Genomic DNA, 22517 nt, shown 5'->3' with positions numbered 1-22517 from the left:
GGGGGAAGCCGCGCAGCGGCGCAGGGGGTAGCCCATATGTCCAAAAAAGTCTTTATCAAAACCTTTGGCTGCCAGATGAACGAGTACGACTCGGACAAGATGGCCGACGTGCTGGGCGCGGCCCAGGGCTACACCCAGACGCAGGATGTGGACGAGGCCGACCTGATCCTGTTCAACACCTGTTCGGTGCGCGAAAAAGCGCAGGAAAAGGTGTTCTCCGACCTCGGCCGCGTGAAGCACCTGAAAGACAAAGGCGTGCTCATTGGCGTGGGCGGCTGTGTGGCCAGCCAGGAAGGTGCCGAGATCATCAAGCGCGCGCCCTATGTGGACGTGGTTTTTGGCCCGCAGACCCTGCACCGCCTGCCCGAGATGCTCAACCAGCGCGCGCGCCAGGCGCTGCCGCAGGTAGACATCAGTTTTCCCGAGATCGAAAAATTTGACCACCTGCCCCCGGCCCGCGTGGAAGGGTCGTCGGCCTTTGTGAGCATCATGGAAGGCTGCTCCAAATACTGCAGCTACTGCGTGGTGCCCTACACACGCGGCGAAGAGGTGAGCCGCCCGTTTGACGACGTGCTGGTGGAAGTGGCTGGGCTGGCCGACCAGGGCGTGCGCGAGGTGACCCTGCTGGGCCAGAACGTGAACGCCTACCGCGGCAAGATGGGCGACACCGCCGAGATCGCCGACTTCGCGCTGCTGCTCGAATACGTGGCCGACATTCCCGGCATCGAGCGCATCCGCTACACCACCAGCCACCCCAACGAGTTCACGCCGCGCCTGATCGAGGCCTACGCCCGCATCCCGAAGTTGGTGAGCCACTTGCACCTGCCGGTGCAGCACGGCTCGGACCGTATCTTGATGGCCATGAAGCGCGGCTACACCGCCATGGAATACAAGAGCACGGTGCGCAAGCTGCGCGCGATCCGCCCTGACCTGTCCATGAGCAGCGACTTCATCGTCGGCTTCCCCGGCGAGACCGAAGACGACTTCGGCAAGATGATGAAGCTCATTGACGATGTGGGCTACGACATCAGCTTCAGCTTCATCTTCAGCCCGCGCCCAGGCACACCCGCAGCCAACCTGCCCGACGACACGCCCCATGCGGTGAAGCTCAAGCGCCTGCAGCAGTTGCAGGCGGCCCTGGAGGCCAACGTGACCCGCATCAGCGCCAGCCGCGTAGGCACGGTGCAACGCATCCTGGTGGAAGGGCCATCGCGCAAATCCACCACCGCCGTGCCCGAGCTGATGGGCCGCACCGAATGCAACCGCGTGGTCAACTTCCCGGCCGGCCCGAACGCAGCCCGCCTCGTGGGGCAGATGGTGGACCTGACCATCACAGAGACCAACGGCTACACCCTGCGCGGCGAAGTGCTGGTGCGCGAAACCGCCTGAAATTGGGCGTAACGACCTGCACGCAGTGGGCCGCGTGGGGGGACAGCGAAACTCACAGCGTGGAAGTATCGAGGGACCGGGCCAGCCGCCGGGCCGCCCCAAGGCAGTCCCAGCCCCCCGGGGGGCAGCGAACCACACGAAGTGGGGAGCGTGGGGGCTCCACCCTTACTTCAAATAGCGCTCATCCGACCAAGTCGCCAGCCACTGCGGCGCAAAGGCCACGCAGATGGCGGCGAACATGCCGGTCAAAAACGCATCGCCCCAGGCCATGAGCCAGCGGGCCACCAGGGCTTGTTCCAGTGCAGGTGCACCGGCCAGGCGGTGCAGCAGCTCCATCAGCAAGCCTGACGCAAAAACCGCCACGGCGGTGCCCAGGAAGCCACGGCCCAGGGTGTAGATGAAGGGGTTGGGCGGCAGCCAGCGGCGTAGCAGCACGCCGATGCCCAGCGCCAGCGTGGCAGGCACCAGCCCGATCCAGACCCATTGCGACAGCACCGCCCAGGTATCGGCCGGTCCAATGCCCCACACGGCCAGCGCGACCAGCGACAACGCCAGCACAGCCAGTGGCCAGCCGAGCATGAGCACCAGCAGGCTCGCGCCCGAAAACTGAATCGCCAAACCCTGGGGCAGTGCTTGGGGCAGCAGCCACAGACCGGGCAGCAACACCACAGCGGCCAGCGCCGGTGTCAGCAACGCGCCGTGCAGCATGCGCCAAGGGCGAAGCCAAAGGGCGACCGCCAAGGACACCAGAGCAAACAGAATTTCGAGACCAAACAACATGGGGGCGAAGTATGGGCTGCCAAGCCCGCAGACCGCTTGACTTCGGTCAACCCATGCCGGGCAACTTGGGCATGCCTTTCATGCCGCCCATGCGCTTCATCATTTTCATGAGGCCGCCGCCCTTCATCTTTTTCATCATGCCCTGCATCTGCTCAAACTCTTTGAGCAAGCGGTTGACCTCTTGCACATGCACACCCGCGCCAGCGGCAATGCGGCGCTTGCGCGTGGCCTTGATGATCTCGGGCTTGCTGCGTTCGCGCTGCGTCATGCTGCAAATGATGCCTTCCTTGCGCTTGATGTCTTTCTCGGCGCGGGTCAGGTCGGCTTCGCTGGCCTTGGCGGCCATGCCGCTGGGCAACTTGTCCATCAGGCTCGACAGCCCGCCCATCTGCTTCATCTGGCGAATCTGGTCCAGAAAGTCGTTCAAGTCAAAACCTTCGCCGCTTTTGACCTTGGCCGCGAGCTTCTGGGCCGAGGCCATGTCGACCCCCGCGGTGACCTGCTCCACCAGCGCGAGAATGTCGCCCATGCCCAGAATACGGCCGGCGTGGCGCTCGGCGTCAAACACCTCCAGGCCGTCGATCTTTTCGGACACACCCGCGAACTTGATGGGCGCACCGGTGATCTGGCGCACCGACAGCGCCGCACCACCGCGCGAATCGCCGTCGAGCTTGGTCAGGATGATGCCGGTCAGCGGCAGCGCCGCGCTGAAGGCTTTGGCGGTGTTGATCGCGTCCTGACCCTGCATGGCGTCCACCACAAACAGCGTCTCCACCGGGTTCAGCACCGCGTGCAGTTCCTGGATCTCGCGCATCAGCGCTTCGTCAATCGCCAGGCGGCCGGCGGTATCCACCAGCAACACATCGAAGTAATGGCGCTTGGCGTAGTCGATGGCGGCGCGCGCAATGTCCACCGGTTTCTGGTCGGGTGTGCTGGGGAACCACTCGGCGCCGGCCTGCGCGGTCACGGTCTTGAGCTGCTCGATGGCGGCCGGGCGGTACACGTCGCCCGATACCGTGAGCACCTTTTTCTTGCGCTTCTCAATCAGGTGCTTGGCCAGCTTGGCGGTGGTGGTGGTTTTACCGGCGCCTTGCAGGCCGGCCATCAGAATCACCGCCGGCGGCTGGGCCGCGAGGTTGATGTCGGCCACGCCAGCGCCCATGGTGGCGGTCAGCTCGCGGTTGACGATGCCCACCAGCGCCTGACCCGGAGACAACGAACCCACCACCTCCTGGCCCAGCGCCTTTTCTTTCACCCGGGCAATGAAGTCGCGCACCACCGGCAAGGCAACGTCGGCCTCCAGCAGGGCCATGCGCACCTCGCGCAGCATGTCGGTGACGTTGCTTTCGGTGATGCGGGCCTGGCCACGCATTTCCTTGACGATGCGTGAGAGGCGGTCGGAGAGGGCTGAGGCCATGGGGTGCTCGGGACGGTAAAGGGGCCGCGGCGGCGGCGTCTGCGGTGCGGGCCCCAAGGCCCGCGTGCAATGAAGGAGACTGACCGGGCCCCGACGGGGTCTTCCCGGGCAAGACCGTTAAACTGTACAAATGATTTTAGCTGTGCCCTGCGCTGCCTGACTGCGGCGCCCAACGCCGACCCGATGAACCTGCTGCCCGCTCTTTGGTCCAACCCGCCTGCCGCCCTGCTGTCTGCCGTGGCGGCGCTGTCGTATGCCGTGCTGGCCTGGGCACACCCCCGCATGACGCCCCCGCAAACCCGCGCCGTATTGGCTACAGCCTGGTTGCTGCACCTGCTGGTGCTCGTCACGGGCTTGTTTGAGCAACCGGCCCGCTTTGGGTTTGCGCCGGCCCTGTCGGTCACGGCGTGGCTGGTGCTCACGGTGTACCTGGTGGAAAGCCGCCTGTACCCGCAGTTTCGCGCCCGCTGGACGCTGGCGGCGCTGGGCACCGTCACGGTGTTGCTCGCTTTGCTGTTCCCGGGCTCGCCGTACCCGGCGCTGCGCTCATCTTGGCTGCCGCTGCACTGGGCGCTGGGCATCGCATCCTACGGTCTGATTGGTGTTGCCGTAGTACACGCCTGGCTGATGCAACGGGCCGAAAAAGCCATGCGCCAAGGCGCCATGCCCGACACCGCCATGCCCCTGTTGATGCTGGAGCGCCTGACGTTTCGCTTTCTCGCCGCCGGGTTTGCCTTGCTCAGCGCCACGCTGCTGGCCGGCTGGTGGTTTTCCGAAGCGCTGAACCACCGCTGGGTGTGGGACCACAAATCCGCATTTTCCGTGCTCTCATGGCTCACCATGGGCGTGCTGCTGTGGGGCCGCTGGCGCCTGGGCTGGCGCGGTCGCATGGCGGCGCGCACACTTTATTTGGGGGCCGGTTTTCTGCTGCTGGGTTACGCCGGTTCCCGCTTTGTGCTTGAAGTGGTGCTGCAACGCGCCTGACCGATCGATTTCATGAAATACCTGCTCGTTCTGGCCGTGGTCCTGGTGGCCTTCTGGGTCTGGCGCAATAACCGCCTGACCGATGACACCGACGCACAGCGCCCGTCGGCCCGAAAAAAACCAGCGCCGCGCCAGCCCACCATCATGGTGGCCTGCCTGCACTGCGGCACCCATCTGCCCCAGAACGAAGCCGTGCAAGGCCGCCAAGGCGCCTATTGCAGCGCCGAACACCGGCAGCTGAGCGAAGGCGCGAAGCCGTGAACCCGGCCGCCCGAAGGCGCTGATATGGCGCAGGAACGCCCATCGCAATTTACCCCGTCGTGGTTTTCAGTGCTCGAAAGCCACAAAACCCATGGGCGCGAGCAGCGCGTGCGGTCGTTTGTGCGCCTGTGGCGCACCTTTATGCGGGCACGGGTGTTCATTGCTGCGGTGCTGCTGGCGCTGCAGGTGTTTGTGGTCGTCACGGGCACAGGTGGGCCGCCCTGGCTCGTGGTGGTCTGCGCGCTGCACCTGAGCGCTGCGCTGGCGGTGCTGATCTGGTCGCGCCCGATCCAGCAAGGCAAGCCGTTTCACCTGCAGTGGCTGCTGACGATTGGTGTCGACGTGGTTGTGTTTGCGGTGCTGCAGTACGTGCAGCAAGGCGGCATCAACTACACGCCCCTGTTTGCGCTGCCGGTGCTGCTGGCCTCCATTTTGGGTCCGCTGATCCTGGCGCTGGCCACGGCGGCCAGCGTGACCCTGTTTTTGCTGGGCGAAGCCTGGCTCAGCGCGCAGCTGCTGAGCGACGTGTCCACAGCGCGCCTGCTGCAAACGGGCCTCACCGGCACCGGCTTCTTTCTGGTGGCTGTGCTGGCCAACCAGCTTGCGCTGCGCTTGGCGCGCGAAGAAGCGGTAGCACAAAGCAGCCAGGCAGCGGCCCGCACCCAAGCCCAGGTGAACGAATTGGTGATCGAAAGCCTGAGCGAAGGCGTGCTGGTGGTCGACACCCATGGCGTGGTGCGCAACGCCAACCCGGCTGCGCAATCCATGCTCATGGGCGAGGCCTACCCCCACGCGGCCAAGCTGCTGCTCTCGGCCCGGCCCAGCTGGGCGGGCTTGTCCAGCCTGGTCCATGAGACGTTTTTGCTCGGGCACCCGCTGGAGGCTGAAATCACCATCGCCCACGACGAGCACAACACCCACCGGCTCTTTGCCCGCACACGGCTGACCGCGCAAGGCGGCCACGGTGCGGGTCTGTGCGTGCTGTTCTTGGAAGACCTGCGCGAGGTGGAGGCAAGGGTGCGCACCGAAAAGCTGGCCTCCATGGGCCGCATGTCGGCTGCCGTAGCGCACGAGATCCGCAACCCGCTGTCGGCCATCACCCAGGCCAACGCCCTGTTGGACGAAGAAGTACAAGACCCAGGACAAAAGCGGTTGACCCGCATGATCGACCAGAACGCCCAGCGCCTGGCCCGCATCGTCGACGATATCCTGAACGTAGCCCGCGCCGAACCCTGCCAGGACGAAGCCGCTGCGCTGGCGCTGCCGCTTGACCAGACGGTGCGCCAGATCACCCTCGAATGGTCGCGACAAAATCAGGCACAGGGCATGCTGGGCGTGCACCCGCACGCACCCACCGCCCATGTGGCGTTTGACCCCGAACATATCCGGCGCCTGCTGGTCAATTTGCTGGACAACGCCAAGCGCCACGCCAGCGGCACCCCGTCTTCCATCCGCGTCATCACGCAGCCAGCGGGCACAGACCGCATTCGCCTGTCGGTCTGGAGCGATGGCACACCGCTGGAGGCCAGCGTGCGGCGCCACCTGTTTGAACCGTTTTTCTCGTCTGAAAGCCGCTCCAGCGGGCTGGGCCTCTACATCTGCCGCGAGCTGTGCGAGCGCTATGGCGCCCAAATTGCCTACCAGCGGAACCCGCTGGACCAGCGCGACGGCAACGAGTTTTACGTGGTCATGCCCACAGCCCACGGCCACCGCACCCCAGTGCAGCAAAGCCTGTCGTACCCACCTGGCGACTCGGTGCCCAGCCGCACCCCCTCCAGCCAACTGCGCCAGGGCGACGCCCCGCTGACCACCCGCTAACGGCCCGCCAAGCCGCCTTATCAGCCCGTGAACATGTCCGCCACACCCCGCGCCTCCATCCTCGTTGTTGACGACGAGCCCGACCTGCGCACGCTGTACGAGCTGACCCTGCTGCGCGAGGGCTACGAGGTGGTGTCGGCCCCCGACCTCACCCAGGCCCGCGAGTCGCTTGCGCAGCAGCGCTTTGACGTGCTCATCACCGACATGCGCCTGCCCGACGGCCTGGGCCTGGAACTGCTGCGTGAGCTCAGCACCCAGCAACGCAGCGAAAAAAGCATTGTCATCACGGCTTACGGTTCTGCAGAAAATGCGGTGGAAGCGCTCAAAACAGGCGCCTTCGACTACCTGACCAAACCGGTCGACCTTAAACAGCTGCGCGCGGCCGTGCAGTCGGCATTACAAAGCCAGCGCCTGCCCCCTGCAGGAGGCCAAAACAACGCGGCCAACGGCATGGCACGCGCCGTGGCGCCACCACCGCCGAGTGGTGTGGCGTCGCTGGCACGCATCGTCGGTGCGTCACCTTGCGTGGTGCAGATCAAAAGCCGCATTGAAAAGGTAGCTACCAGCATGGCACCGGTGCTGATCCTGGGCGAATCGGGCACCGGCAAAGAACTGGTGGCGCGCGCGGTGCACGAGTGCAGCCACCGCGCCAAAGGCCCGTTTGTGGCGGTCAACTGCGGCGCCATTCCAGAAAACCTCATCGAGTCAGAATTTTTTGGCACCCGCAAAGGCGCCTACACCGGCGCGACCCAGGACCGCGAAGGCTACTTTCAGGCTGCCAAGGGCGGCACCCTGTTTCTCGACGAAATCGGCGACTTGCCCCTGGCCATGCAAGCCAAGCTGCTGCGCGTCATTCAGGAACGGCGGGTGCGCTCGCTGGGCGGCGTACAAGAAGAAGCGGTGGACGTGCGGCTGGTCAGCGCCACCCACCGCGACCTAGCTGCGTTGGTGCACAGCGGCGATTTTCGACAAGACCTGTTTTACCGCCTCAATGTGATCGAACTGCGCACGCCCGCCCTGAGGGAGCGGCGCGAAGACCTGCCCGAGCTGGCCCACGCGCTCTTGCAACGCATTTGCACCGAGGCGGGGCTGCAGGTCCCAGCCCTCTCGTCGGCTTCGCTGGCTTGGCTGCAGTCGCGCGCGCTGCCCGGCAACGTGCGCGAGCTTGAAAACCTGCTGCAGCGGGCCATGGCGCTCAGCAGCGGCGACGCCCTGGAACCGAGCGACTTTGGCGACGCCGAACAGCGCGCCGCACACCACACACCCCCGGCCGCTACCGCTACCGCCACAACCACCATCACAGCGCCTGCCGAAAGCCCCGCCGAGATTCCCCGCGACCTGCAAACCTACCTCGACGAGCAAGAGCGTCAGGTGTTGCTCAAGGCGCTCAAAGAGTCCGACTTCAACCGCACCGCAGCGGCCGCACGGCTGGGGCTTAACCTACGTCAGATGCGCTACCGCATCCAGCGCCTGGGCATTGCCATGCCCTCAGACGCCGAGCCAGACGACAGCGATGCCAACTGACCGCGTCGACCCGCCAGCACCCGCGCTTTGGCAGGGTGGCTGGCTCCAGGCCGCCCGGGCTTGCCCTTCCCCCAACTTCGGGCCGCGCCCGGCCGGCGCCGCCATCGACCTGGTGGTGATCCACTCCATCAGCCTGCCGCCCGGCACCTACGGCGGCCCCGAGGTGGAACAGCTGTTCACCAATCAGCTCGACTGGACCGCCCACCCGTACTTTGAGCAGATTCGTGGGCTGCAGGTGTCAGCGCATTTTTTCATCCGACGCGACGGCGAACTGCTGCAGTTTGTCGACGCCGATGCCCGTGCCTGGCACGCCGGCACCTCGAGTTGGCGTGGCCGAAGCCAATGCAACGACGACTCGGTTGGCATTGAACTCGAAGGCCTGGAAGGCGAGCGTTTCGAAGCCGCGCAATACGCCACCCTGGCACAGCTGTGCCGCAGCTTGGGCACCCGCTACCCCATCGCGCATATTGCCGGCCATGAGCACATTGCACCGGGCCGCAAACAAGACCCGGGAACGGGTTTCGACTGGGCTGAGCTGCAAACCCGGCTGGGTTGGTCGGTCAGCTGTTTCCCAGAAGACACATTTTTTTCACCACAGCGAACAACCTGAAGACCGGTCTTCTGCCGGCGCCAGGCGCTGGACCGTCTCGCTTGGTTTGGCGGGGGTTTGCGCGCCAAATCCGCCGGAAATCCGCGTCGATATTGAAGAAAAGCCAGCCAATGCAGGCTGCGCCAGCGCGTGTACGGCATGACGCAGGTGCGACAGAAGGGCCCAGCCGTATCGCATTTTTTACCAGACGAAAAGTGCCATCCGCTCCACAGCGCAAATCCCCACAAACACTACCGGTAGTGGCTTGAACAGCCCCGACACACCAGATATAGTGTGTGCTGAGCTTTCGGGTAGCCGAGCACTTCACACCAACAATATCTGCTGCGACGCGCTGACAACGCTGTTCGTGCGCCACGCAGCACCGTCCCAAGCGCTTGTGACCCCGGCCTGCCCAGCCATTTCGCCACCCGCCTGCGCCCAGCAGCGGGCCAGCCCCACACAACAACGACTGAAACAGGAACCATGCAGACCACTCCATCCACGACCCCCCTGTCGACCGCACCCGCCCTGTCTGGCACAGGGGCTGCCAGCGCCGTGTCCCTGGCCACCTCCAGCGCGGTTTTCGCCCACTACCAGATCATCCGCCGCAACGGCGCGGTGGTGCCCTTTGAGCCCAGCAAGATCGCCGTGGCGTTGATGAAAGCCTTTCTGGCGGTGCATGGCACCCAGGGCGCTGCGTCTGCCAGCGTGCGCGAAACGGTGGACGGCCTGACCCAGAACGTGGTGCGTGCGCTGATGCGCTCGCGCCCGGGCGGCGGCACCTTTCACATTGAAGACGTGCAGGACCATGTGGAACTCGGCCTGATGCGCAGCGGCCACCACGAAGTTGCCCGCGCTTATGTGCTGTACCGCGAACGCCGCACCCAGGAACGCGCCCACCAGGCTGAGGCCTCGCAACCCGCCGAGTCCCTGCTGCACGTCACGGACGGTGGCCAACGCGTACCGCTCGACCTGCACCGCCTGCAGCACCTGATTGAAGACGCCTGCAAGGGTCTGGGCAAGGACGTCAAGGCCGATCCGATCGTGGCCGAGACCAAACGCAACCTGTACGACGGCGTGCCCATCGAAGAGGTTTACAAGGCGTCGATCCTGGCCGCCCGCACGCTGATCGAAAAAGACCCCGACTACACCTACGCCACCGCGCGCTTGCTGCTGCACACCATCGTCAAGGAAGTCATTGGCGAAGAGGTGCCGTCCAGCGAGATGGGTGCGCGCTACGCGGACTACTTCCCCCAGTTCATCAAAAAAGGCGTGCAAAACGACCTGCTGGACGAACGCCTGCAGCAGTTCGACCTGGCCCGCCTGGGCGCTGCGCTCAAACCCGAACGCGACCTGCAGTTTGACTACCTCGGCCTGCAAACCCTGTACGACCGCTACTTCCTGCACGTACGCAAAAGCCGCATCGAGCTGCCTCAGGCATTTTTCATGCGCGTGGCCATGGGCCTGGCGCTCAACGAAATTGACCGGGAAGCCCGCGCCATCGAGTTCTACGAGGTGCTGTCTTCGTTCGACTTCATGTCGTCCACGCCCACGCTGTTCAACAGCGGCACGCTGCGCTCGCAGCTCTCCAGCTGCTACCTCACCACCGTGCCCGACGACCTCGACGGCATCTACGAGTCCATCAAGGAAAACGCGCTGCTCTCCAAGTTTGCCGGCGGTCTGGGCAACGACTGGACACGTGTGCGCGCGCTGGGCAGCCACATCAAAGGCACCAACGGCGAGAGCCAGGGTGTGGTGCCGTTCCTGAAGGTGGTGAACGACACCGCCGTGGCCGTGAACCAGGGCGGCAAGCGCAAGGGCGCGGTTTGCACCTACCTGGAAACCTGGCACCTGGACATCGAAGAATTCCTGGAGCTGCGCAAGAACACCGGCGACGACCGTCGCCGCACGCACGACATGAACACGGCGAACTGGATTCCCGACTTGTTCATGAAGCGCGTGATGGAAAAAGGCGACTGGACCCTGTTTTCACCCAACAACGTGCCGGATCTGCACGACCTGTTTGGCGCCGACTTTGAGCGCGCCTACCTGGCCTACGAAGCCAAGGCCGAGCGCGGCGAAATAAAACCCAGCCGCAAGGTGCCCGCGTCTGATCTGTGGCGCAAGATGCTGACCATGCTATTCGAAACCGGCCACCCCTGGATCACATTCAAGGACGCCTGCAATGTGCGCAGCCCGCAGCAACACGCCGGCGTGGTGCACTCCAGCAACCTGTGCACCGAGATCACGCTCAACACCAGCGACTCCGAAACTGCGGTGTGCAATCTGGGCTCGATCAACCTGTTGCAGCACCTGAAAGACGGCGGCATTGACCACGACAAGTTGCAGCGCACGATCAAGACCGCCATGCGCATGCTCGACAACGTGATCGACATCAACTACTACGCGGTGAAGAAGGCGCGCGACTCCAACATGCGCCACCGCCCGGTGGGTCTGGGCATCATGGGCTTCCAGGACGCGCTGTACGAACTGCGGGTGCCCTACGCCTCAGCCGACGCGGTGAACTTTGCCGACCGCTCAATGGAAGCCGTGTGCTACTACGCCTACTGGGCCTCCACCGAACTGGCCCGCGAGCGTGGCCGCTACGCCAGCTACAAAGGCTCGTTGTGGGACCAGGGCGTCTTGCCGCTCGACACGCTGGACATGCTGGCCAACGCACGCGGCGGCTATGTGGACGTAGACCGCTCCGCCACCCTCGACTGGGACACCCTGCGCCAGAAGATCGCCACCGACGGCATGCGCAATTCCAACTGCGTGGCCATCGCACCGACCGCGACCATCTCCAACATCATCGGCGTGGACGCCTCCATCGAGCCCTGCTTCGGCAACCTCTCGGTCAAGTCCAATCTGTCGGGAGAATTCACCGTCATCAACAGCTACCTGGTCAAAGACCTCAAGCGCCTGGGCCTGTGGGACGACGTGATGGTCATGGACCTCAAACACTTCGACGGTTCACTGCGCCCCATCGACCGCGTGCCGCAAGAAGTGAAGGCACTTTACGCCACCGCGTTTGAAGTGGAGCCGCTGTGGCTGGTGGAAGCCGCAGCCCGTCGCCAGAAGTGGATCGACCAGGCGCAAAGCCTGAACATATACATGGCCGGCGCTTCGGGCAAGAAGCTCGACGACACCTACAAGCTGGCCTGGCTGCGTGGCCTGAAGACCACCTACTACCTGCGCACCACCTCGGCCACACAGGTTGAAAAATCCACCGGTCGCACGGGCCAGCTCAACGCGGTGTCCATGTCATCTACCGACACCAGCAGTGCAACTGCACAAGCCGCCGCTGCCGCTGTTGAGCCGGCCACCGACATCAAGTTTTGCGCCATTGACGACCCCGGCTGTGAAGCCTGCCAGTGATCACTGACGCGGCCTTTCGGATGTGTTGTGGTGTCGAACTTCGTGCTTTCGATGCGACACCGCAACACAAACCACCACCGTCACGCATGAGCCCTTTGCTTTTGCTCCAGACACTTTGATAATTCGCAGAATTGGAACCATCTATGTTGACCTGGGACGATCAAATCACGCCCTCATCGAAGCCAGCGAACAGCCCCGTGGCACCTTCCACGATCGGCTTCCAAGCGCCCCCTTTGGGTGCGCTGAATTCAGCATCTTCGTTTGCAACATCCACCCCCACCGGCCAGGCGCCTGCAGCGCGCCGCGTCAACGCGGCCGACAAGCGCATCATCAACGGCCAGACCGACGTCAACCAGCTGGTGCCGTTCAAGTACAAGTGGGCCTGGGAGAAATACCTTGCCACCTGCGCGAACCACTGGATGCCGCAAGAGGTGAACATGAGCCGCGACATCGCGCTCTGGAAAGACCCGAATGGCCTGACCGAAGACGAGCGCCGCATCGTCAAGCGCAACCTGGGCTTTTTCGTCACCGCCGACTCGCTGGCAGCGAACAACATTGTGCTGGGCACCTACCGCCACATCACCGCGCCCGAGTGCCGGCAGTTCCTGCTGCGCCAGGCCTTTGAAGAAGCCATTCACACGCACGCCTACCAGTACATCGTTGAGAGCCTGGGCCTGGACGAGTCCGAGATCTTCAACGCCTACAACGAGGTGCAGTCGATCCGCGACAAGGACCAGTTCCTGATCCCGTTCATCGAAGCGATCATGGACCCCAACTTCCACACCGGCACACCGGAAGACGACCAGACGCTGCTCAAGAGCCTGATCGTGTTTGCCTGCCTGATGGAAGGCCTGTTCTTCTACGTGGGCTTCACGCAGATTCTGGCGCTGGGCCGCCAGAACAAGATGACCGGCGCGGCCGAGCAGTACCAGTACATCCTGCGCGACGAGTCGATGCACTGCAACTTCGGTATCGACCTGATCAACGCACTCAAGCTTGAAAACCCGATGCTCTGGACCCCCGAATTCAAGGCCGAGATCAAGGCCTTGTTCATGCAGGCGGTCGAGCTGGAATACCGCTACGCCGAAGACACCATGCCGCGCGGCGTGCTGGGTATGAACGCTTCCATGTTCAAGGGCTACCTGCGCTACATTGCCAACCGCCGCGCCACGCAAATTGGCCTGGAACCCATGTTTCCAAACGAAGAAAATCCGTTCCCCTGGATGAGCGAAATGATCGACCTCAAAAAGGAACGCAATTTCTTTGAAACCCGCGTGATCGAATACCAAACCGGTGGGGCGCTTTCCTGGGATTGACATCCCCCGGCCAGCCAGGGCCGCGTTGCCCCATTCAACCTTCACATGCACAACAAATATTCAAAACCCCACCCCTATCGCAACCGCGCCAGCGGCGGGGTTTTGTCACCCGATTCAACGCTCTGGGGTCCACTGTGGATGCATCCGCGAGACCCCATGGCGCTGAATCACTTCACCGGCACAAAGACTGGATGAAGTGCTCTTTGCAACTTGATCAAGGAGAACACTATGGCAACTGCGAAAAAAGCCCCGGCTAAAAAAGCCGCCCCGGCAAAGAAAGTTACTGCACCCGTGAAAGCGGCAGCACCTGAAAAGAAAGCCGCTCCAGCCAAGAAGGCTGCTGCACCGGCGAAGAAAGCCGCTCCAGCCAAGCAGGCTGCTGCACCGGCGAAGAAAGCCGCTCCGGCCAAGAAGGCTGCTGCACCGGCGAAGAAAGCCGCTCCGGCCAAGAAGGCTGCTGCACCAGCAAAGAAAGCCGCTCCGGCCAAGAAGGCTGCTGCACCGGCGAAGAAAGCCGCTCCAGCCAAGAAGGCTGCTGCACCGGCGAAGAAAGCCGCTCCGGCCAAGAAGGCTGCTGCACCGGCGAAGAAAGCCGCTCCAGCCAAGAAGGCTGCTGCACCGGCGAAGAAAGCCGCTCCGGCCAAGAAGGCTGCTGCACCGGCGAAGAAAGCCGCTCCGGCCAAGCAGGCTGCTGCACCGGCGAAGAAAGCCGCTCCGGCCAAGAAGGCTGCTGCACCAGCAAAGAAAGCCGCTCCGGCCAAAAAGCCAGCAGCGCCTGCGGCTCCAGCAGCACAGACGAAGCTGAACCCCCAGGCCGCCTGGCCGTTTCCAACGTCCAGCAAGCCCTGAAGTCGTCCCTGAGATGACCCCAAGCCCGGTGCATCAGCGCCGGGCTTTTTTATGCCTGCCGGCGCGCAGCCTGTGCCCGAAAGACGACAAAGACTCCGCGAGCGCTCAAGCCGTGAACTGGTAGTTCTGACCGCCGCGGCTGGCGATTTTGGCCGCACCGATACGGTTGCCGAGCTCGGCACAACGCGGCAATGACCAACCTTGCGCCAAACCGTGCAACAAGGCTGCACGAAACGCGTCACCGCACCCGGTGGGGTCCAGCACCTCGGCGGCCTTCACGCCGGGTACCACGGTCTTTTGTCCACTTTCCCAAACTTCACAACCCTGCTCACCCAAAGTCACGATCAACCCGCTGACACGGGCAGCGATGTCCTCGAAACTCAGGCCCGTGCGGTCGCTGAGCATCTTGCCTTCGTAGTCGTTGACCGTAACCCAGGTCGCAAGCTCGATGAAATGGGCGAGCTCGTCGCCGTTGAACATGGGCAGACCCTGGCCCGGATCGAACACAAACGGGATGCCTGCGGTGTGCAATTGTTGTGCGTGCTGCAGCATGGCGTCTCGCCCGTCGGGCGAAACGATGGCCAGCTGGATGCCCGCATCGGTGGGCACCGCGTTGACATGGGCGTCGGACATGGCACCAGGGTGAAAGGCCGTGATCTGGTTGTTGTCCAGGTCGGTCATGATCATGGCCTGTGCGGTGTAGTTGCCCGCCGTTGTGCCGATGCAGTGCGTATCCACCCCCAGGCCCTGCAAGCGGGCGAGGTAGTCCTGCGCATCATTGCCCACCATGGCCAGCGGCACGACCGGCGAACCGAGCTGGCGCAACCCATAGGCGATGTTGCCTGCACACCCTCCGTATTCACGGCGCAAAGCTGGCACCAGAAAAGACACGTTGAGAATGTGCAGCTGGCTGGGCAGAATCTGCTCGGCGAAGCGCCCCTCAAATGTCATGATGGTGTCAAAAGCCAACGAACCGCAAACGAGGATGGACATAAAAATGGAGTTCCAGAATCAAGGGTAAAAAACGAGGGCCCGGTAGCCCGCCATGGGCATAGATTCACCCAATGCAAGCGACAAGCGCAGGCTGATGGTTACCGAGCCTTGTGCTGGCAGCAGCGCCGGCGCACCGGGCAGTTCTTCGGGCAAAAATACGCGCCGCGCGATCACGGTGTCGCGGGTATCGGTCAGGCTCAGTTCAAGCGCGGGCACCGCCAGCGCCACCGACCCGGTGTTCTTCAGCACGAAGTCAAACAAATAAAAATTGCCTAAGCGTCGCACCAGTGCCGAGCTGTCGATCACGACAGCGTCGATGCGGCGCACCGGCATGACTTCACAACCCAGCGGGGCGCACAGCTGGTTGAGCGCAGGTGCCAGACCCGGCTGCCAGGCCGCCACAGCATCCCGCTCGTGCAAAGCCCACTGCAACACCAAAACCAGACCGAGGAGCAGCGCAAGAACCGACAACAGCGCCCGCATGCCTGGCGAGTGCCAGAACGCCCGGCGACGCGCCTGCCGGACAAAACCCGGCTCGGGTTCGACTGGGATCACATCCTCAGGAGCAAATGGCGGCGCGGGCGGCTCATTCAGGTTGGCGGACTTCTCAGCGTTGGCTGGGGGTTGCGCATTCATGGGCGCACAAGCGCCAACGGCGCCCAATGTGCTGGCGGCAAACTGCTGCAACTCGGTGTGAAAATCCGTATCGGACTCTTGGCGTGCACGGACCACCCGGTCTTCTGAAGCCACGGTAGGCATGCCAATCGCTTGAGCCGTGTCGACTTCGTTGGCTCGCTCATCTGTCGCGTCCTGTGCGGACCACTCGTCCTCTGCGAGGGGTGCGGGCGCGGTCAGCCACTTACCTTCATCGACACGTTCAAGGGCCTCCCTGGGTCGGTCGTCCAAGCCATGGGCGAACTTTGCGGCCTTGTCGAAACGCGGGTCCTGCACCGGTTCAGCCTCGGGGTCTGGTTCCCAAAACGAAACCGGCAGGTCCAGCACATCAGGCGCCTCGGCCGGTGCGTCCATGTGCGACGGGTCATCGCTTTCGTCCGTAGCCGGCGCATGGCTGTCGAGCGTCACAGTGGCCTCAGACCCATCCGGGGAAGGATCTGCTGAGCTGTGCACCGCTGCGTCCTCATCCAGAGGGTATGGCTGCTCCACGGACTCTGGCGCGGCAGCTGCCAACGAAGCCGCTGCGTCGCCGTTGCCCTCGGGTGGCGGCACCACGGGCACCCAGGTTTCGAGGTACAGCGTAGCGTCAAACACGTCTGCGCAGTGGCCACAACGCACCCATCCGTCGGAGATCTTCAGCTGGTCGGGTACGACCCTGAACATCGTGCCGCAAGCGGGACAGCGTGTGGTGAAACTCATGCGCAGATTATTGCAGGCGAGCAGCGCTCCATGCCGCAGGTGGCAGCGCCGAGCCTGCCGAGAAATGGGCCCGCATGAACGGCCAGAACAGCATGCGAGAACCCACGGGAAAGACGCTCAGTCCTTAACCGCGGTCATGAGAATCCAGCCATCCGCCTCGTCGCTCACGTCCAGTGCCACCCAAGGTGCATAGGCTTCGCGCAGTTCGTCGGCCTGGCGCGCCAGAATACCGGCGAGCACCAGGTGACCTCCCGAGCGCACATGGGCGCACAGCAAAGGTGCCAGCACCTTGAGCGGCGTGGCCAGAATATTGGCAAGCACCAGGTCAAACGTGCCATGGGCCAGATCGGGCAAGCCCGCAGCCAACGTCACGTGGTTGGCTGTTGCGTTGAGGCGGGTGGATTCGACGGCGGCGGGATCGATATCCACCGCCACAATGTCCTGGGCGCCAAACTTGGCTGCACCAATGGCCAAAATGCCCGAACCACAACCGTAGTCCAGCACGCGCTGGGGCACCGCACCACGCTGTGCTGTCCAACGCAAACACATGCGCGTGGTGGGATGGGTGCCGGTGCCAAAAGCCAGCCCCGGGTCGAGCCGGATCACCTGCTCTGCCGCTGCGGGCGGTTCGTGCCAGGTCGGTACGATCCAGAAACTGGGGGTGATTTCCACCGGGGCAAACTGAGACTGTGTCAGCCGCACCCAGTCCTGATCGGGAACCGCCTGCACGCCTTGCACGGCGCAGCCTTCAAAGAAGTCTTGCAGCGCCAGCAACGTGGCCGCTTCGCGGGCCGCAGCCTCTTCGGGGAACAGCGCCACCACACGGGAACGCTGCCAGCCCTCTTTGGGCGGTGGCATGCCCGGCTCGCCAAACAGGGCCGACTCGGCCGCTGTCATAGCGTCGGCGTCTTCCACCGAAACGCTCAAGGCATCCAGTGCCACCAGCGCATCGCCGACCGCCTCCACCGCCGCCTCGGGCGCCAGCAGCACCAGTTCAAACAAAGTCCCTGCGGGTGGGGGCACGGTATCGGGTTCAACGCTCACGCTGGGACAACCATTCTTCAAGGTAGTGAATATTGGTGCCACCGGCGATGAAGCTGGCATCCACCATGAGCTCACGGTGCAGCGGGATGTTGGTCTTGATTCCCTCGATCACCGTCTCGGCCAACGCCGTGCGCATGCGGGCAAGCGCCTGCTCGCGGGTATCGCCGTGCACGATGATCTTGCCGATCATCGAGTCGTAGTTGGGTGGCACAAAATAGTTGGTGTAGGCGTGCGAATCCACGCGCACCCCAGGGCCACCCGGCGCGTGCCAGGTGGTGATGCGACCGGGCGACGGCGTGAATTTGTAGGCGTCTTCGGCATTGATGCGGCACTCAATCGAGTGGCCGCGCAACTGCACCTGGCGCTGCGTGAACGGCAGCTTTTCACCCGCAGCCACCGCGATTTGGGTACGAACAATGTCCACACCCGAAATCCATTCGGTGACCGGATGCTCCACCTGCACGCGGGTATTCATTTCAATGAAATAGAACTCGCCGTTTTCATACAGGAACTCAAAGGTACCGGCGCCGCGGTAACTGATCTTTTTGCAGGCTGCAGCACAGCGCTCACCGATCTTTTCGATGAGCCGACGCGGAATGCCGGGCGCTGGCGCCTCTTCAATCACCTTTTGGTGGCGCCGCTGCATGGAGCAGTCGCGCTCACCCAGGTACACGGCGTTGCGGTGCGTATCCGCCAGAATCTGAATTTCAATGTGGCGCGGGTTCTGGAGAAACTTCTCCATGTAAACCTCGGGGTTGCCAAACGCAGCGCCGGCCTCAGCCTTGGTGGTTTGCACCGCGTGCAGCAAAGCCGCCTCGGTGTGCACCACGCGCATGCCACGGCCGCCGCCACCGCCCGCCGCCTTGATGATCACGGGGTAACCCACCGCTTTGGCGGTGCGTTTGATGATCACTGGGTCGTCTGGCAGAGCGCCTTCAGAGCCGGGCACACAGGGCACACCAGCGCGGATCATGGCCTGCTTGGCCGACACCTTGTCACCCATGAGGCGGATGGACTCGGGCGTTGGACCGATGAAGGTGAAGCCGCTTTTTTCCACGCGCTCGGCGAAGTCGGCGTTTTCCGACAGAAAACCGTAGCCGGGGTGGATGGCCTCAGCGTCAGTCACCTCAGCCGCCGAGATGATGGCCGGCATGTTGAGGTAGCTGTGGGTGCTGGACGCCGGCCCAATGCAGACGGCCTCGTCAGCCAGGCGCACATATTTGGCGTCGCGGTCGGCTTCGGAATACACCATCACCGCTTTGATGCCCATCTCCCGGCAAGCCCGCTGCACCCGCAGTGCAATCTCCCCCCGGTTGGCGATCAGAATTTTCTTGAACATGCGCGCCGAGCCCTTTATTCGATCACGTACAAAGGCTGGCCGTATTCCACCGCCTGCCCGTTGTCCACCAGGATCTTGGTCACGGTGCCAGACTTGTCGGCCTCGATTTCGTTGAGGATCTTCATTGCTTCAACAATGCAGATGGTTTCACCTTCTTTGATGGTGTCACCCAGCTCCACAAAGGGCTTGGCACCCGGACTGGAGGCCCGGTAAAACGTGCCGACCATGGGCGACTTGACGATATGACCCGTGGGCTCTGCAGCGGCTGCCGGTGCCGCGGGAGCCAGCGGCTCAGCAGCAGCAACAGGCGCGGCCTGAGGGGCTGGAGCCACGGTGTACGACACGGGTGCTGCGAATCCGGCGGGAGCGCTCTTGACGATGCGCACTTTGCCCTCGGCCTCGGTAATTTCCAGCTCAGACACGTTCGACTCTGAAACGAGGTCGATCAGGGTCTTCAGTTTTCTTAAATCCATGGTTTCTCCAACGAAAATCGCTTAAGTTGAATCAACTGCCTTCAACTTCTGATAAATAGAGGCACATCAACCCATCGGGTGCCGCAGTGTACACGATGGAAACCCGGTTGGCGCCGCCGCATGTCAGCCCAGAAAACCAGGCTTTTGCCGCGCACAGGCATGCGAGTGACACCGATGTTGTCGAACTTTAACCGTTTTTCAATGGATGTTGTCGCATGTAACAGAATGAGGGCGCCGCAGGGCACAGCGGCCCTGGCAACTGCTCGCCCAAAGGTTCGCGCTCAGACCAGTTCGGCCCATTGGGCCAAGTCGGCCTCGGACACCTTGCCTATTTTGCGGTGCAGCACGGTCCCAGCGGCCCCCATGACCACCGTGTAGGGCAGGCCCCCGGTGGGATTGCCCAGCTCCCGGCTGAGCTGGGTACCGGCCAGACCAGCCATGCCCACCGGGAAGTCCAGCGGCAATTTCTGCAAGAAGCTGCGCACGGCACTGGGCTGGTCCACCGCCAGTCCGAGCACCTGCCAGCCCTGGGGGGCGTGGGCTCGGTAAAAAGCGTTGAGCAACGGCAACTCTTCCACACACGGCGGACACCAAGTGGCCCAGAAATTCACCAGCAGCGGCTTACCGCGCCAGCTGGCCAAGTCCAACACCTCGCCCTGCGGGCCTTCAAACTGGCTTGCCCAGAAGGCGCCTTCGGCGTCGGTAGCCACAGGATTGGGCTGGTAGCGCCACCAGGCAACGCCCACACCGGAGGCGCCCGCCGCAGCGGCCACACCCGTCATCCACAGCGTGCGTCGATTCAGGATCATGGCTAATGCTCTTGTGTTTTGGTAGGGGTTGGCGCCATCAACGTTCGCAGGGCTGGCGCATCGCCACGGGGTTTGCGGCCTTGTGCGTCGGGCTTGAGGGCGCCGCGCAGATCATCGAGGTCATGCACCATCAGGTGCACCAGCACCCATTGGCCCAAGGCATCGCAGCGGGTGCGCAGCGTGAGCGCCTGCACCGGCTCGCCGCGCCAGCCGTTGACCGAACCCGGGTGGTATTCCACCCGGTGGTCCAACAGCGCCAGCTCGGCTGCCTTGGGATCGTCGCAAAACAGTTGCAGGTAAATATCGCTATGGCGGGTAGCGGTGCCATGCCAGACCGCGCCACCCAGGTGAGGGCGGAACTCGGCCAGTCGCCCCATCCACAGCAAGGCCATATCGCGCAGCGCCAGCAGTTCGGCGGCCTGGGTTTCAGGGCAAAACACCGCAATGTATTCGCGCACGGCGGCGTCTAGGGTCACGTTGTCGGGCAAGGCGGTACGCGTATTCAGGCCCAGCTGCTTGACGGCACGGCGCTTGGCTGCGGCGTATTCCAGCCCTTCTTCCACCACCAGACGCGCCGCCACGGCGGCCATTTCGTTGTTGATGCTGTCCCGGTAAGCGTCCATGTTGTGATTGTGCCCGCTGCCAAGCAGGCTTGCGGGCTTCACCGGGCATACCCGCATGGGCGCCTAAAATCGCTGGATGCATATTCATATTCTGGGCATTTGTGGCACGTTCATGGGCGGCCTGGCCGCGCTCGCCCGCGAGGCGGGGCACCGGGTCACCGGCTGTGACGCTGGCGTCTACCCCCCCATGAGCGACCAGCTGCGCGCACTGGGCATCGACCTCATCGAAGGCTTTGAAGCCGACCAGATGGCCTTGGCACCCGACATGTATGTGGTGGGCAATGTGGTCAGCCGGGCCAGGCGCCCCGACGGCACGCCCAAGTTTCCGCTCATGGAAGCCATCCTGGAAGCCGGTGCGCCGTACACCAGCGGCCCACAGTGGCTGGCTGAACATGTGCTGCAGGGCCGCCACGTGATGGCCGTTGCCGGCACCCACGGCAAGACCACCACCACCGCCATGCTGACCTGGATCCTGGAGTCGGCAGGCCTGCAGCCGGGCTTTCTGGTGGGCGGCGTCCCGATGAATTTCGGCGTCTCGGCACGACTGGGCGCGGCGCAGCGCCCGCAAGCGGTGGCTTCGCCAGGCAGTGGCTCCGGAGCAAAAGCGCCGGTGTTCGTGATCGAGGCCGACGAGTACGACACGGCGTTTTTTGACAAACGCAGCAAGTTTGTGCACTACCGGCCGCGAACCGCCATTTTGAACAACCTGGAATTCGACCACGCCGACATCTTTGACGACCTCAGCGCCATTGAGCGCCAGTTTCACCACCTGGTGCGCACCGTGCCTGGCTCGGGCCGGGTGGTGGCCAACGGACTGGAGGAGTCGCTGGACCGGGTGCTGCACATGGGGCTGTGGAGCGAACTGCGCAGCTTTGGCGCGGCGGTGAGCGACTTCACGGCACAAGGCGAGGCGCACGCTTTTGATGTGCTGCAACGCGGCCAGGTGGTGGCGCGTGTGGAATGGGCGCTGACCGGCACCCACAACCAGCTCAACGCGCTGGCCGCTATCGCCGCCGCCGAACACGTGGGCGTGGCCCCGGCGCTGGCGGCCCAGGCGCTGGCCCGCTTTGAGAATGTGCGCCGCCGCATGGAAGTGCGTGGCACCGTGGCGCGCGCAGGCCAAACCATCACGGTGTACGACGACTTCGCCCACCACCCCACCGCCATCCGAACCACGCTGGACGGGCTCCAGCGGCGCTTGGGCCTGGCGCAAGGGGGCGCAGGGCGCATTCTGGCGGTGTTTGAACCCCGCAGCAACACCATGAAACTGGGCACCATGAAGTCCCAGCTACCGTGGAGTCTGGAAGCTGCTGATCTCGCGTTTTGCCACGCGGGCGGATTGGACTGGGACGCCACCGAAGCCCTGGGGCCCATGGGAGCGCGTGCGCAAGTGGCGCTCAACCTGGACGAACTGGTGGCCCAGGTGGTGGCTTCAGCGCAGCCGGGCGATCACATCGTCTGCATGAGCAACGGCGGCTTCGGCGGCGTGCATGCTCGCCTGCTGGCCGCATTGGGCTGAGCGCCTGTCGAGCTTGCCGGTCGCGGCCTCTCGGCGGG

The 22517-nt window shown here is 63.7% G+C and carries 19 protein-coding genes; 10 read left to right on the top strand and 9 right to left on the bottom strand.

The window, feature by feature from the left end; all coding sequences use genetic code 11:
* Nucleotides 1-36: 36 nt before the first annotated feature.
* The gene (gene miaB, locus ACTG4K_RS07960) at nucleotides 37-1389 is read left to right on the top strand and encodes a tRNA (N6-isopentenyl adenosine(37)-C2)-methylthiotransferase MiaB (protein ID WP_439113663.1); all 1353 of its coding nucleotides are present in this window, start codon (nucleotides 37-39) and stop codon (nucleotides 1387-1389) included.
* A gap of 165 nt (nucleotides 1390-1554) precedes the next feature.
* On the opposite strand, the gene ACTG4K_RS07955 is transcribed toward miaB, so the two are convergent.
* Nucleotides 1555-2169, bottom strand: a complete 615-nt coding sequence (locus tag ACTG4K_RS07955) for a hypothetical protein (protein WP_439113662.1) — start codon at nucleotides 2167-2169, stop codon at nucleotides 1555-1557.
* 46 nt (nucleotides 2170-2215) lie between these two features.
* Nucleotides 2216-3586, bottom strand: coding sequence for a signal recognition particle protein (gene ffh / locus ACTG4K_RS07950; protein ID WP_439113661.1), 1371 nt, complete (start codon nucleotides 3584-3586; stop codon nucleotides 2216-2218).
* 183 nt (nucleotides 3587-3769) lie between these two features.
* Here ffh and ACTG4K_RS07945 point away from each other — a divergent pair, with 183 nt between their 5' ends.
* The 8 genes from ACTG4K_RS07945 to ACTG4K_RS07910 all read left to right on the top strand — a co-directional run bounded on the left by ACTG4K_RS07945 (nucleotide 3770) and on the right by ACTG4K_RS07910 (nucleotide 14305).
* On the top strand, nucleotides 3770-4570 hold the full coding sequence (locus tag ACTG4K_RS07945) for a cytochrome C assembly family protein (RefSeq protein ID WP_439113660.1): 801 nt from the start codon (nucleotides 3770-3772) through the stop codon (nucleotides 4568-4570).
* Nucleotides 4571-4582: 12 nt separating this feature from the next.
* Entirely contained in the window at nucleotides 4583-4831 is a 249-nt protein-coding gene (locus ACTG4K_RS07940) for a PP0621 family protein (RefSeq protein WP_439113659.1), read from the top strand.
* Between the two features lie 24 nt (nucleotides 4832-4855).
* A complete protein-coding gene (locus tag ACTG4K_RS07935) occupies nucleotides 4856-6649 on the top strand; it encodes a sensor histidine kinase (RefSeq protein WP_439113658.1) in 1794 nt (597 codons plus the stop codon).
* Between the two features lie 33 nt (nucleotides 6650-6682).
* Entirely contained in the window at nucleotides 6683-8173 is a 1491-nt protein-coding gene (locus tag ACTG4K_RS07930) for a sigma-54-dependent transcriptional regulator (protein WP_439113657.1), read from the top strand.
* Nucleotides 8163-8783, top strand: a complete 621-nt coding sequence (gene ampD / locus ACTG4K_RS07925) for a 1,6-anhydro-N-acetylmuramyl-L-alanine amidase AmpD (protein ID WP_439113656.1) — start codon at nucleotides 8163-8165, stop codon at nucleotides 8781-8783. The genes ACTG4K_RS07930 and ampD overlap by 11 nt, the downstream gene beginning before the upstream one ends.
* 462 nt (nucleotides 8784-9245) lie before the next feature.
* On the top strand, nucleotides 9246-12140 hold the full coding sequence (locus ACTG4K_RS07920) for a ribonucleoside-diphosphate reductase subunit alpha (RefSeq protein ID WP_439113655.1): 2895 nt from the start codon (nucleotides 9246-9248) through the stop codon (nucleotides 12138-12140).
* 143 nt (nucleotides 12141-12283) lie between these two features.
* Nucleotides 12284-13456, top strand: coding sequence for a ribonucleotide-diphosphate reductase subunit beta (locus ACTG4K_RS07915; RefSeq protein ID WP_439113654.1), 1173 nt, complete (start codon nucleotides 12284-12286; stop codon nucleotides 13454-13456).
* Between the two features lie 228 nt (nucleotides 13457-13684).
* Nucleotides 13685-14305 carry a histone gene (locus ACTG4K_RS07910; RefSeq protein WP_439113653.1) on the top strand — a complete coding sequence of 207 codons (621 nt, stop codon included), beginning with the start codon at nucleotides 13685-13687 and terminating at the stop codon, nucleotides 14303-14305.
* Between the two features lie 105 nt (nucleotides 14306-14410).
* On the opposite strand, the gene ACTG4K_RS07905 is transcribed toward ACTG4K_RS07910, so the two are convergent.
* From ACTG4K_RS07905 to ACTG4K_RS07875, 7 genes are all read right to left on the bottom strand, one after another.
* Nucleotides 14411-15298: a carbohydrate kinase family protein gene (locus ACTG4K_RS07905; RefSeq protein WP_439113652.1), complete on the bottom strand. Its 888-nt coding sequence runs from the start codon at nucleotides 15296-15298 to the stop codon at nucleotides 14411-14413.
* A gap of 18 nt (nucleotides 15299-15316) precedes the next feature.
* Nucleotides 15317-16672, bottom strand: coding sequence for a DUF3426 domain-containing protein (locus ACTG4K_RS07900; protein ID WP_439113651.1), 1356 nt, complete (start codon nucleotides 16670-16672; stop codon nucleotides 15317-15319).
* Between the two features lie 117 nt (nucleotides 16673-16789).
* Nucleotides 16790-17674, bottom strand: coding sequence for a 50S ribosomal protein L11 methyltransferase (gene prmA / locus ACTG4K_RS07895; RefSeq protein ID WP_439114025.1), 885 nt, complete (start codon nucleotides 17672-17674; stop codon nucleotides 16790-16792).
* A 31-nt stretch (nucleotides 17675-17705) separates the two neighbouring features.
* On the bottom strand, nucleotides 17706-19055 hold the full coding sequence (gene accC / locus ACTG4K_RS07890) for an acetyl-CoA carboxylase biotin carboxylase subunit (protein ID WP_439113650.1): 1350 nt from the start codon (nucleotides 19053-19055) through the stop codon (nucleotides 17706-17708).
* A 14-nt stretch (nucleotides 19056-19069) separates the two neighbouring features.
* Nucleotides 19070-19528, bottom strand: coding sequence for an acetyl-CoA carboxylase biotin carboxyl carrier protein (gene accB, locus ACTG4K_RS07885; protein WP_439113649.1), 459 nt, complete (start codon nucleotides 19526-19528; stop codon nucleotides 19070-19072).
* Between the two features lie 281 nt (nucleotides 19529-19809).
* Entirely contained in the window at nucleotides 19810-20337 is a 528-nt protein-coding gene (locus tag ACTG4K_RS07880) for a TlpA disulfide reductase family protein (RefSeq protein ID WP_439113648.1), read from the bottom strand.
* A 2-nt stretch (nucleotides 20338-20339) separates the two neighbouring features.
* Nucleotides 20340-20960, bottom strand: a complete 621-nt coding sequence (locus ACTG4K_RS07875; protein WP_439113647.1) for a hypothetical protein — start codon at nucleotides 20958-20960, stop codon at nucleotides 20340-20342.
* A gap of 76 nt (nucleotides 20961-21036) precedes the next feature.
* Here ACTG4K_RS07875 and mpl point away from each other — a divergent pair, with 76 nt between their 5' ends.
* On the top strand, nucleotides 21037-22479 hold the full coding sequence (gene mpl / locus ACTG4K_RS07870) for a UDP-N-acetylmuramate:L-alanyl-gamma-D-glutamyl-meso-diaminopimelate ligase (RefSeq protein WP_439113646.1): 1443 nt from the start codon (nucleotides 21037-21039) through the stop codon (nucleotides 22477-22479).
* The last annotated feature ends 38 nt before the right edge of the window (nucleotides 22480-22517 follow it).

Source organism: Hydrogenophaga sp. (assembly GCF_965657535.1).
Lineage (GTDB): Bacteria > Pseudomonadota > Gammaproteobacteria > Burkholderiales > Burkholderiaceae_C > Hydrogenophaga.
This window is presented reverse-complemented; position numbering and strand designations above follow the sequence as displayed.